General features: G+C 59.0%; 9 protein-coding genes. 5 read left to right on the forward strand and 4 right to left on the reverse strand.

The features are described from left to right. Nucleotides 1–302 precede the first annotated feature (302 nt). Nucleotides 303–599 carry a GIY-YIG nuclease family protein gene (locus RDA78_RS16425; RefSeq protein WP_434050898.1) on the forward strand — a complete coding sequence of 99 codons (297 nt, stop codon included), beginning with the start codon at nt 303–305 and terminating at the stop codon, nt 597–599. 561 nt (nt 600–1,160) lie between these two features. Then, on the forward strand, nt 1,161–3,596 hold the full coding sequence (locus RDA78_RS16430; RefSeq protein ID WP_434056161.1) for an ATP-dependent helicase: 2,436 nt from the start codon (nt 1,161–1,163) through the stop codon (nt 3,594–3,596). Nucleotides 3,597–3,617: 21 nt separating this feature from the next. On the opposite strand, the gene RDA78_RS16435 is transcribed toward RDA78_RS16430, so the two are convergent. Then, nucleotides 3,618–4,184: a tetratricopeptide repeat protein gene (locus tag RDA78_RS16435; RefSeq protein WP_434050899.1), complete on the reverse strand. Its 567-nt coding sequence runs from the start codon at nt 4,182–4,184 to the stop codon at nt 3,618–3,620. Nucleotides 4,185–4,316: 132 nt separating this feature from the next. Here RDA78_RS16435 and RDA78_RS16440 point away from each other — a divergent pair, with 132 nt between their 5' ends. Next, on the forward strand, nt 4,317–5,207 hold the full coding sequence (locus tag RDA78_RS16440; protein ID WP_434050900.1) for a 50S ribosomal protein L11 methyltransferase: 891 nt from the start codon (nt 4,317–4,319) through the stop codon (nt 5,205–5,207). A gap of 100 nt (nt 5,208–5,307) precedes the next feature. Here RDA78_RS16440 and RDA78_RS16445 read toward each other — a convergent pair whose 3' ends face one another. After that, nucleotides 5,308–5,511, reverse strand: a complete 204-nt coding sequence (locus RDA78_RS16445; protein ID WP_434050901.1) for a hypothetical protein — start codon at nt 5,509–5,511, stop codon at nt 5,308–5,310. A gap of 247 nt (nt 5,512–5,758) precedes the next feature. On the opposite strand from RDA78_RS16445, the gene RDA78_RS16450 reads away from it, so the two are divergent. Continuing rightward, nucleotides 5,759–7,573: an aminopeptidase P family protein gene (locus RDA78_RS16450; RefSeq protein WP_434050902.1), complete on the forward strand. Its 1,815-nt coding sequence runs from the start codon at nt 5,759–5,761 to the stop codon at nt 7,571–7,573. A 140-nt stretch (nt 7,574–7,713) separates the two neighbouring features. Here the strand turns inward: RDA78_RS16450 and RDA78_RS16455 are convergent, their stop codons facing one another. Further along, complete coding sequence (locus RDA78_RS16455) at nt 7,714–9,357, reverse strand: chloride channel protein (RefSeq protein WP_434050903.1); 1,644 nt, start codon at nt 9,355–9,357, stop codon at nt 7,714–7,716. A 114-nt stretch (nt 9,358–9,471) separates the two neighbouring features. Beyond that, the gene (locus RDA78_RS16460) at nt 9,472–9,969 is read right to left on the reverse strand and encodes a thioesterase family protein (RefSeq protein WP_434050904.1); all 498 of its coding nucleotides are present in this window, start codon (nt 9,967–9,969) and stop codon (nt 9,472–9,474) included. Nucleotides 9,970–10,128: 159 nt separating this feature from the next. Here RDA78_RS16460 and RDA78_RS16465 point away from each other — a divergent pair, with 159 nt between their 5' ends. Beyond that, complete coding sequence (locus RDA78_RS16465) at nt 10,129–11,523, forward strand: FAD-binding oxidoreductase (RefSeq protein ID WP_434056162.1); 1,395 nt, start codon at nt 10,129–10,131, stop codon at nt 11,521–11,523. Nucleotides 11,524–11,624 lie beyond the last annotated feature (101 nt).

Below are 11,624 nucleotides of genomic sequence, written 5' to 3' on the forward strand. Positions count from 1 at the left end.
GTTTCTGGGTCGTCATCCCGGTTTGCCGCGGAGCGGCAAGACCGGGACCCAGTACCCCCGGTCGGGGTTGGACTGCAGGCGCTTGTGTTTACTGGGTCCCTGCCTTCGCAGGGATGACAAGTCGTGAGGTCTTTCGCTTGTCGACCACGCATGCCGGTTCGCGCATGTTTTGAATTTGTCATCCCAGCTTGTCGCGCGAGCGGCAACTTGATCATTGCCGGACTCAATGTTCGCTAAAGCGGACACAGGGATAATAAGTCCGTGAGATTGCGTTTATCATTTTCTGGTTGTAGAAATCAACAATGCACGTTGATTGTCAGTTCTATGTCTACATCCTTGCAAGCAAGTTAGGTGGCACTCTTTATGTCGGCGTCACCAACGATCTGATGGGGCGGGTCACTTTGCACCGAGAAGGATTGGGAAGCACATTCACCGCGAGACACGCTGTTCGCAGTCTCGTCTACTACGAAGTGCATGATGATATTGAACAGGCGATCAAGCGTGAAAAGCAGATCAAGCGCTGGAAGCGAGCCTGGAAAATTCGGCTGATTGAGGAGCTTAACCCGAATTGGGAAGACCTCTTTATCAGGCTCGCGTAACCAAATTTGTCATCCCGGTTTGCCGCGGAGCGGCAAGACCGGGACCCAGTACCCCCGGTCGGGTTAGACGGCAGGCGCTTGTGTTTACTGGGTCCCTGCCTTCGCAGGGATGACAAGTCATGAGGTCTTTCGCCTGTCGACCACGCATGCCATTTCGCGCTTGCTCCTTTGTTGTCATCCCGGTTTGCCGCGGAGCGGCAAGACCGGGACCCAGTACCCCCGGTCTGAGTTGGGCCGCAGGCGCTTGTGTTTACTGGATCCCTGCCTTCGCAGGAATGACAAGTTGGGAGATTGTTTGAAGACACAGAATCTGTTTCGGATGTTTGCCTTGTTTGTCATCGCGGCTCGCTACACAGTAAGATCGGGATTTCTTTTGCTGCGGGCTTGTCAGTGCGCGATATTATCGCGAAAGAGCCAGCAAGTTCCTTCACTCCAGCACCTTGCCTTGTCCCCATTTATTGATGTTTTCCTGCCTCGCCAGAAACATTTTGTTGCTATATTGTTCTTTAGGGCCGGGACAGGGTGTTCCTGCCGGCTCTTGTGGAACTGGACCAGCGCATCATGGCAGACCCGGGCGGGTACGACGATTCCTTTGACGATCCTTTTCAGCCGGCAGAGCCGCGTGGGGAAGCTGCGCCTGTCCCGCCACGCGCGGCTGGCGGGATCGCCGCCAGGGCAATGGCCGCGCGGAAAGCACCTGACTATTTCACCGGCTTGAATCCGGAGCAGAGGCTCGCCGTCGAAACAACCGAAGGTCCTGTTCTCGTTCTCGCCGGGGCCGGAACCGGCAAGACGAGGGTTCTGACGACACGCATCGCCCATATTCTGGCGACGGGACGTGCCCGCCAGTCGGAAATCCTCGCGGTCACTTTCACCAACAAGGCCGCGCGCGAGATGAAGGAGCGCATTTCCGGCTTTGTCGGCGGGAATGTGGAAGGCATGGCCTGGCTCGGCACGTTCCACTCGATCTGCGTGAAGATCCTGCGCAAGCATGCCGAACTCGTCGGACTGAAATCGAGCTTTTCCATTCTGGACACCGACGACCAGATCCGTCTGATCAAGCAGATCATTCAGGCGGAAGGCCTTGATGACAAGCGTTGGACGGCCAAGACGTTTGCCGGGATGCTGGATGGCTGGAAAAACCGGGCATTGACGCCCGATCAGGTTCCTGAAGGTGATGCACGGGCCTTTGCCAACGGGAAGGGACGCCGTCTTTACGAGGAATATCAGGAGCGGCTGTCGATCCTGAATGCCGCTGATTTCGGCGATCTGCTCCTGCACGTGATCACGCTTTTCAAGACGCAGCCGGATGTGCTGAAAGAATATCAGCGCCGGTTCCGCTACATGCTCGTCGACGAGTACCAGGACACAAATATCGCCCAGTATCTGTGGCTGCGCCTGCTTGCGCAGGGCAACCCGAATGTGTGCTGCGTGGGTGACGACGACCAGTCGATCTATGGCTGGCGGGGCGCGGAAGTCGACAACATCCTGCGGTTCGAGCACGACTTCAAGGGCGCGACGGTGGTCCGGCTGGAACGGAATTACCGCTCAACCAGTCACATTCTTGCCGCTGCCTCTCAGCTGATTTCCCACAATGAAGGCCGTCTCGGCAAAACACTGTTCACCGATTTTCACGAACCGGACCATGATCTGGTTTCCGTTGCCTCCGTCTGGGACTCCGAAGAAGAAGCGCGGACGATCGGGGACGAAATCGAGGCCCTGCAAAGCAAGGGGCACGGGCTCAACCAGATGGCGGTGCTTGTGCGTGCCTCGTTCCAGATGCGCGAATTCGAAGACCGGTTCATCACCCTTGGTCTCAACTACCGCGTCATCGGCGGTCCGCGCTTCTACGAGCGCATGGAAATCCGCGATGCACTAGCCTACTTCCGCTGCGTCACGCAGCCGGCGGACGATCTCGCCTTCGAACGGATCGTCAATACGCCGAAGCGGGGGCTCGGTAATGCCACGCTGAAGCTCGTGCACGGGCTGGCTCGCGCAGAGCGCATCCCCCTGATGCAGGCCGCGCAGCAGCTGATCGATACCGAGGAGCTGAAACCAAAGCCGCGCAATGCACTCAAGACCGTTCTTGACAATTTCGACCGCTGGCGGCGCCAGCTCGACCAGCTGAGGCACACCGAGCTTGCCGAGATCATTCTCGACGAAAGCGGTTACACGGAAATGTGGCGCCTCGACCGGTCCGCCGAAGCTCCGGGCAGGCTCGACAACCTGAAGGAACTGATCCGCTCGATGGAAGAGTTTGAATCCATGGCGGGTTTCCTGGAGCATATCTCGCTGGTGATGGACCGGGACAGCGCCGATGCCAGCGATGCCGTTTCGATCATGACGCTTCACTCGGCCAAGGGCCTGGAATTCGACACGGTCTTCCTGCCTGGATGGGAGGAGGGGCTTTTTCCGCATCAAAGGTCACTGGATGAAAGCGGCCGGGCCGGACTGGAGGAAGAGCGGCGGCTCGCCTATGTCGGCATCACGCGGGCAAAGCAGCGTGCGAAGCTCTATTTCGCCTCCAACCGGAGGATTCATGGTCTGTGGCAATCAACCGTTCCGTCAAGATTTCTTGATGAGTTGCCTCCGGATCATGTCGAGATAGCAGAACCCTCTTCGAGCTATGGCGGTTATGCCGGCGGCGGCTACGGTCCGTCACGCTTTGACAGCAACGATCCGTTCGAGCGCGGCAGCTACTCGACCCCCGGCTGGCAGCGCGCTCAGCGGGCCCGGCAGTCGGATGACGGCTTTTCTGAAGGAGGCAGGGGCTACAAGTCCGCCCGCATGAAGCGGCAGGGGCCCCTCACGATCGAGGGTGAGCTTGTCGCCAAGTCCGTCAGCGAGACCCCGTCCGAGTATTCTCTCGGCGAGCGCGTGTTCCACATCAAGTTCGGCTATGGCGCGATCACCTCGATCGAGGGCAACAAGCTCACGATCGATTTCGAGAAAGCCGGCGTCAAGAAGGTCATCGACAGCTTCGTCGAACGGCACTGACGCGCAGAAACCGGCCGGATATCAGAGATCCACACCCTTCGGTTTGATGAGCAGTGCGCGTTCCTTAAGGTAAGGATGCACATTGACGGCGTCGCGCAGCGTTTTCTGGGCGAGTTCCGCCCGCCCCTGCGTTATGTAGATCATCGCCTGGCCCGATAGCGCACCGAAGTGACGCGGTTCCAGTTCCAGAACCCGTTTTATGTCCTCCAGGCTGGCTTCGTAGTCGCCCTGAAGGAACAGGATGAAGGCCCGCTGGTTCCAGCCCTCGGGGTAATCGGGCGCCTCGGCCACGACCTTGTCCAGGACTTCGCGCGCACCTTGATAGTTGTATTCACCGCGCATGCGCATGGCGCTTTCAACTTGCTCGCGCAGTTCAGGGGTAGGGGCCGCGTCTATCCAGGCTTCCCAGATCTCGGTCTCGATGAGCCTTGCTTCTTTTTCGCTCGGCGCGCTTTTCAAGGCTTCAAACAGATCATCGGTGGATGTCTCCGCACGGACGCCGCTGGCGACGGCTGCGAGACAAAGAAGGAAAGCCGCCAACAGGTTCCTTGCCTGAAACGTCGAAATTTTCTGTCTGTTCCCGATCATCACACACCTCCGCTCTCCAGAATCATGGCGCAGTTCGCGAATTTGACCAGTCAATTGTTTTTGACGCTGGTGTGTTGCGGCTCGCAAGGCTATACCGCTCGCCTTGATCAAACCATCTGGGCAGACACCGGCATGAAAACCATCCGCGTTCGGATCGTGGCTGAGGAACTGGAAGCGAAACGGATTTCGGAGATCCTCTCGCAGGCTTTCGAAGAGGAGGGCAACCCGGTCTCGATTTATGAGGCATCGGAGGACGGCACGTTCTGGTCTGCCGAAATCCTTCTGTTCGACATGGACGCTGACGCGGCCAGGGAACTGGTTCTTGACCGTGTCGGCAGCGACGCCTTCGCGGCACCGGTCGAGGCAGAGGAGCTGCCCGATATCAACTGGGTTGAAAAAAGCCTGGAGGGGCTCCAGCCTGTACGCGCGGGCCGGTTTCTCGTGCATGGAAGCCATGACCGGGACAAGGTTCCGCCGGGCGCGATCGGCCTTGAAATCGAGGCAGCGCTTGCCTTCGGGACGGGCCACCACGGAACCACGGCCGGATGCCTTGAAGAAATCGACCGCTTGCTATCGCTGCGCGAATACGACCGTATCCTGGACCTCGGCACCGGGACGGGGGTGCTGGCGATTGCCGCCGCGCTCAAAGGCAAGCAGACCGTGCTGGCAACCGATATCGATCCGGTTGCAACCAGGACCGCTCTGGAGAATGCCAGGCTGAATGGTGCCGGTCACCTGGTGCGGGGTTTCACAGCGAACGGGGTCGAGGACAGGCAGTTCGGGGAATACGGACCGTTTGATCTCGTGATCGCCAACATCCTGGCGCGGCCGCTCATGAGAATGTCCAAGTCGATCGGGGCCCAGATGGCCCGGTCCGCGACCCTGGTCCTGTCCGGCCTGCGGATCGAGGACGGTTCGCGCATCCTGTCCGCATACCGCTGCCAGGGGTTCGTTCTGGATCGCAGGCGTGAGAAAGACGGCTGGCTGACGCTGACCCTTGTGCGCGGGCGCAATCAGGCCTGAACCGCTCGACACGCGACGAGACACAAAAAAAGGGTCTGCCGGGTTTCCGGCAGATCCTTTTTTTTTTGTGCACAGTGCTTTAACTTAGCGCCTGAGCCCCTCAGAACGGATTGGTCAGGGACCCTTCACGTTCCAGCTCTTTGCGGTCGTAGCCGTGAGCGGCCAGAGTCGCATCGTCGAGGGACAGGAGGTAGCCGTTCACGTAGCGGCGCGCCTGGTGAGACCGGGCCTGGACCATGCGGTCGAATGCGCGGCGGACAAAGCCGCTGCCGGTACGGGTCGAAGTCGTGGTTGCGATAGTCATCGTGATCATTCCCGTTTGAAGTTCAAGAGCTTCCCTAGGGAGAAACGTCTTTATTCGTTGTTGCTCTTTATATGCAGCCTGCGGGTTCGTTCAGGTAGGCCTCCAAATGCATGACAGGCTTGCATATTTCGCATATGCGAAATGAAATGCTGCATTGCAAACGTAGTTCGGCAGTGGATTGAACAAGCACGCGTTTTGAAAAATATCCGGGTTGATCCATGCTGATCCGCACACTACCGTGCCGGGCATGTTCCAGTCCTTCGATGATCTCAGTGATCCCTCCTGCGGAGCGCCGCATGCAGCGCTTCTCAGGGCCGAACTTGCCCGCCTCGGTCTCGACGGCCTTCTCATTCCGCGTGCCGATGCGCATCAGGGCGAATACGTGCCGCCGAACGATTGCCGTCTGCAATGGCTGACGGGGTTTACGGGTTCGGCCGGTGTTGCAGCGATCCTGGGCGACAAGGCCGCGATTTTTGTTGACGGACGCTACACCATCCAGGTGCGTGACCAGGTCGATCTCGATGTTTTTGCTGCACGGCATCTCATCAATGAACCGGTTTCCGAGTGGCTGAAGGAAAACCTCCAACCCGGACAAAAACTCGGTATCGACGCGATGCTTCATACGGTGCGCGAGGTGCGCCGGTTGCGGTCTGTCTGCGAGGAGGCGGGCGCCGAACTTGTCACCTTGAATGAAAATCCGGTCGATGCGGTCTGGGAAGACCGTCCTGCTGCACCGGTCGGGCAGGTTTCGCTTTATCCGCTGGAACTGGCCGGCAAAGCGTCCGCCGACAAGATCTCGGAAATTCAAGCCGTTCTGAGCGAGAAGAAAGCCGATGCCTGCGTTCTGACACAGCCTGATTCCATCGCGTGGCTGTTCAACATCCGGGGCTCCGACGTCGATCACACACCTTTGCCGCTTTCCTTTGCGACCGTGCCGGCATCCGGCAAGCCTTCCCTGTTCATCGACGGCCGGAAACTCTCCAATTCCGTCCGGGACGCGCTATCCGAGCTCACTGATCTCTCCGAACCCGCAGCCTTCAAGACAGGCCTGAGCGACCTCGGCAAGACAGGGGCGAAAGTCATGATCGATCCGGCTCTTGCCGGCATCGGGATCGCGGACGCAATCACGGAGGCCGGAGGGAACCTGATCGAGGCTCAGGATCCGGTCCTGCTTCCGAAAGCCGTCAAGAACGAAACGGAACTGCAGGGCGCACGCAATGCGCATCTTCGTGATGCCGCCGCTTATGTCGGATTTCTTTGCTGGTTCGACGAGGAAGCGCCGAAGGGCGGCCTCGACGAGATCCAGGTTGCCCAGAAACTGGAAGAGTTCCGGCGTGGAACCGGTGTTCTGAAGGATATTTCCTTCGACACGATTTCAGCGGCCGCTTCCAACGGCGCTATCTGTCACTACCGAGTCAGCCGCTCCAGCAATCTGGAAGTTCCCGTCGGCAGACCGTTCCTGATCGATTCAGGCGGTCAATATGAAGACGGAACTACCGACATTACCCGAACGCTTGCGGTCGGGGACGTGTCGGTGGAGATGAAACGGCATTTCACGCTGGTCCTGAAGGGGCATATTGCAATCTCGACGGCGCGTTTTCCGGAAGGAACAAGCGGTGCCCAGCTCGATACGCTTGCCAGGATCGACCTGTGGAAGGCCGGTCTTGATTTCGATCACGGAACCGGACACGGCGTCGGGGCCTATCTCGGCGTGCATGAGGGGCCGCAGCGCATCGCCAAGACCGGCACGGTTCCCTTGAAACCCGGCATGATCCTCTCCAACGAGCCTGGCTACTACCCGGCGGGCGAATATGGCATCCGGATCGAGAACCTTGAGATCGTCACCGAAGCCCGGGTTGTTGGCGGCGGTGAACGGCCGATGCTCGGGTTTGAAACGATCACGCTTGTGCCGATGGATCTCCGTCTGGTCGACGCGTCCCTTCTGACGAGTGCCGAGCGTGACTGGCTGAACCGCTATCATGCGCGCGTGCTTGAAGAAATCGGTCCGCTTGTCGGTGCGAAGGAACGTCTTTGGCTGGAAAAGGCGACGGAAGCGATATGAGGCGATTGCCCGCCAGCATCGTCTGCCGGGCCTCACACTGATCTGGAATCCGGATCTTTGTGCAGCTCGCGCTGCACCTGTCTGGAATGACGGAGATTGCTTGGATTCGTTACCACAGATTGGCATTGAGCAACTTGGGCTTAATGGTGCTCTTCCTTGGTCGCCTTGATCAGGGCGGCGTTGAAGTAGCGCAGACCCCGGACGTGTTTTGCCAGACCGATGACCTCGGTCGCGTCGCCGTGGCGCACGACGGGCAGGGTTGCCTTGCCGCAGGAATCGAAGCTCTTGAGTGCGCTTTCAAGTGTGTCCGTGTCATGAAGATAGGGGCCGTCCTCGCCCGGGTTGAAAACACGGTCCTCGTCCTTTTCCGGGGGTGGATCCATGAAATCGCGGACCTTCACCGTTTCGCTCAGGAACTGGTGCGCGCCTTCATTGACGAAACACCCGCGCATGCCGAGCTGCCAGTGGAAATAGGACTTGCCGTGGACAGCCTGTGTCAGTCCGGTCGCGATTGAAACGGCGAGCAGGAGAGCGATCGAAAGAGCATAGCCACCGGTGAGTTCAAAGACGATCACCGTTGTCGAAAACGGCGCGCCGAGGACAGCAGCCGCGACGGCGCCCATCCCCAGAATGGCGTAGAGGCCATGACTGGATGCCATTTCGGGAAAGACGGAGGCCGCGATCAGTCCGAATGCGCCGCCGGTCATGGCCCCAAGATAGAGCGATGGCGAGAAAATGCCGCCGCCGAACCGCGACGCCAGTGTGATCGCGGTGGCAGCTGTCTTCACGACCAGGAGCGTGAGCATGGTGTTGATGGTCAGTTCGTGTTTCAGGGCGAGGTCGGTCGCCTCGTATCCGACGCCGAGGATTTCGGGATAAAAAACTCCAATCGCGCCGACCGCGAGACCACCGATGACGGGTCTGAGCCACAAGGGCATGGTGATGTTGCGTGCCGTCCAGTCCGTGCCGATCAACGCGAACTGAAAGATGATGGCGACCGCCGCACAGGTCAGTCCAAGAAGCGCGAACGCGGGTATCTCCAGATAGGAGGTGATCTCGTATTGCGGGATTTCGAATGCCGCGACATTGCCGAACCAGAGCCGCGACAGCAGCGTGCCGACGACGGATGCCAGTACGATCGGAACGAAAGCGGAGACGGCGTAGTGCGCGAGAACAACCTCGTGCGCGAACAGGACACCTGCAATCGGCGCGTTGAAGGAGGCCGAAACCCCGCTTGCAACGGCACAGGCAAGCAGCATGCGGCGTGCAGAGTCGGGAAGGTTGAAGAACTGGCACACCGCCGTGCCGAGGGTCGCACCCAGATGTACGACCGGGCCTTCACGGCCCGCACTGGCGCCTCCGCCGAGCGAGATCGCGGTCACAAGGGCGGACCAGAGACCCGCCTTGAGCGGCAGACCGCGTCCACCATAGGCGCGTGCCTCGATCACGTCGGCAACGCCTCCTGCCCGCTGATAGGGGTGGTACTTGTGCAGGATCCAGCCGACCAGCAGTCCGGCAACGGCCGGTGCCAACATGATGATCCACCATGGTTGCTGAACGGCGGCCTGGATCGTGAGTTCGGTTGTCGTGCGTAACCAGGGCCATTGTATCAGCCCGATTGCCGTTCTGAAGGCAATTGCGGCGAGCGCAACCAAGGCCCCTACAAGGATCGCGAGGAGCCAGACAAGGGGCAATTTGTTTGCCCTGAACTGGCGCACGTTGGGCGTGATCCAACTGATAAGGATATCCGGTAGTTGACCCGCGGTTTCAAATATTTTGCGCATAAGTTAGGGCCGGGAAAACGATCACATTGCCTATTGCGATCCATTTTGCCCGAGTCGGCGTTAAAGAACAGGTTTACTTGCGCTTCTATCGTCGAAAATCACCCTAAAGTGTAGTCATGTCGCCTTTTTCGGGATCTCGATGCGTCTGCCGGCTGTTTCAGGTCTCGTAAGCGCGGCCTGGGCGCGGCCAAGTGCGGACAGATTGGCGCAGATGTCTTCCGGCCAGGGGACGACCTTGCGGGCAACCATATCCACGTGGAGGCTCATCTGCTCGGATGTTGCCGACAGCCAGTCTTCTTCGGCGTGGCGCAGTTCCTGGAAGAAGTGAGCGCGCTTGGAATCGAAATCGAGTAGCTGAAGGGTTCCGACAACCGGCATTCCGGCGCTCAGTTCGCGCAGGTAGCACACATGAACCTCGGCGGTGAAAAACGATGCCCCCCGTTCCTTGAGATATCCGGGCCCCATTCCCAATCTTTCGAAGACGTGGTCGACCGCAGTGTCGAAGAGCACGTTGTAATAGGCCATGTTGAGATGGCCGTTATAGTCGATCCAGTCATCCTTCACTGTCATCACGGCGCTTCTGACAGGCCCTTCATCCCAATCCGCTGTCATTCGGGTCTCCTTTGCAAATGCGCAACACCGCGCTGAGGCCAAGCCGGATTTGGCTTTGACCTTTTTGTGTTCCGCTAACATATTCACACCAGACACAGGGGGCCAAGGTTCGGCCCGCAGGAAGGATGACGGTCAGCGATGGCGATCGAAGCAAATGTAATGCATTCAGACGACCCGAGCGGAAGCGTTTCGGGTGTGATCGAAAGACTGAAAGCCCGGTTCGCAGACCGGTGCGCCACCTCGCAAGCTTTGAGGGAGCAGCACGGTCACACCACGACATGGCTGGAGAACCAGCCGCCTGACGCCGTGGTTTTTACGGAAACGACACAAGAGGTTGCCGAAGCGGTCAAGATCTGCGCGGAGGCGAATGTACCCGTCATACCTTTCGGGACGGGCACGTCGCTGGAAGGTCACGTAAATGCGCCTGAGGGTGGAATTTCCATTGATCTCAGTAGAATGAACAGTGTTCTTGAAGTAAATTCTGAGGATCTCGACTGCCGGGTTGAAGCCGGTGTGACGCGCAAGCAGCTCAATAGCTATATCCGGGATACCGGGCTTTTTTTCCCGATCGATCCGGGTGCCGATGCCAGCCTGGGCGGCATGGCCGCGACGCGCGCGTCTGGAACCAACGCGGTTCGATACGGGACCATGAAGGATGCCGTGCTCGGGCTCACGGTCGTGACGGCGGATGGGAATGTCATACGCACCGGAGGGCGCGCACGAAAATCGTCGGCAGGCTATGACCTGACCCGGCTCTTCGTCGGCAGCGAGGGAACGCTGGGGATCATTACCGAATTGACCCTGCGCCTGCATGGTCAGCCTGAAGCGATCTCCGGGGGAGTCTGCCCGTTTCCCGACGTTCAGTCTGCGTGCCAGGCTGTCATCTTGACAATCCAGATGGGATTGCCGGTCGCGCGGATCGAGTTGCTCGACAGCATGCAGGTGCGGGCCTGCAACGCGTATTCGAAGCTGGATCTGGCGGAAACCCCGACTCTCTTCCTTGAGTTTCACGGCTCGGAGGCAGGCGTCAAGGAGCAGTCGGAGACCTTTTCCGCCATCGCGGACGAATTCGGTGGCGGCCCCTTCGATTGGGCAACGGTTGCCGAAGACCGTTCGAAACTCTGGGCTGCCCGGCACGATGCCTACTGGTCGGGACGCGGGCTCAGGCCGGACGCGCAGGTTGTTGCGACGGATGTCTGCGTGCCGATATCAAGGCTGGCCGAATGTGTCACTCAGACGGCCGACGACATAGAAGCCGAGGGGCTTCTCGCACCGATTGTCGGGCATGTGGGCGATGGCAATTTCCACGTTCAGGTCCTCGTGGATCCGGACAATCCGGACGAAATGAAAACATGCGAGGCTTTCATAGAACGCCTGGCCATTCGTGCACTCGACATGGAAGGAACCTGCACGGGCGAACATGGTGTCGGACAGGGCAAGCAGAAATACATGAAGCGCGAACACGGGGAGGCGCTCGAACTCATGCAGTCCATCAAGGAGGCGTTGGATCCGCACAATTTGATGAACCCGGGCAAGATCCTGCCGCAGTCATGATATTGTATCGAATCAGTTCAATAAGCTCGTTTTAACCGCGATGGTTTATGTGTAAGGGGTCAATGCAACTTTCCGGCCAGCTGTTTGCGAAAGCGGAAAGA

Origin of the sequence: Roseibium sp. (assembly GCF_051016195.1) — a bacterium.
Taxonomy (GTDB): Bacteria; Pseudomonadota; Alphaproteobacteria; order Rhizobiales; family Stappiaceae; genus Roseibium.

Coding starts and splice junctions, on each gene's coding strand:
- RDA78_RS16430 (WP_434056161.1), top strand. CDS start 1,161: ATGGCAGACCCGGGCGGGTACGACGATTCCTTTGACGATCCTTTTCAG.
- RDA78_RS16455 (WP_434050903.1), bottom strand. CDS start 9,357: ATGCGCAAAATATTTGAAACCGCGGGTCAACTACCGGATATCCTTATC.
- RDA78_RS16425 (WP_434050898.1), top strand. CDS start 303: ATGCACGTTGATTGTCAGTTCTATGTCTACATCCTTGCAAGCAAGTTA.
- RDA78_RS16450 (WP_434050902.1), top strand. CDS start 5,759: ATGTTCCAGTCCTTCGATGATCTCAGTGATCCCTCCTGCGGAGCGCCG.
- RDA78_RS16460 (WP_434050904.1), bottom strand. CDS start 9,969: ATGACAGCGGATTGGGATGAAGGGCCTGTCAGAAGCGCCGTGATGACA.
- RDA78_RS16465 (WP_434056162.1), top strand. CDS start 10,129: ATGCATTCAGACGACCCGAGCGGAAGCGTTTCGGGTGTGATCGAAAGA.
- RDA78_RS16445 (WP_434050901.1), bottom strand. CDS start 5,511: ATGACTATCGCAACCACGACTTCGACCCGTACCGGCAGCGGCTTTGTC.
- RDA78_RS16440 (WP_434050900.1), top strand. CDS start 4,317: ATGAAAACCATCCGCGTTCGGATCGTGGCTGAGGAACTGGAAGCGAAA.
- RDA78_RS16435 (WP_434050899.1), bottom strand. CDS start 4,184: ATGATCGGGAACAGACAGAAAATTTCGACGTTTCAGGCAAGGAACCTG.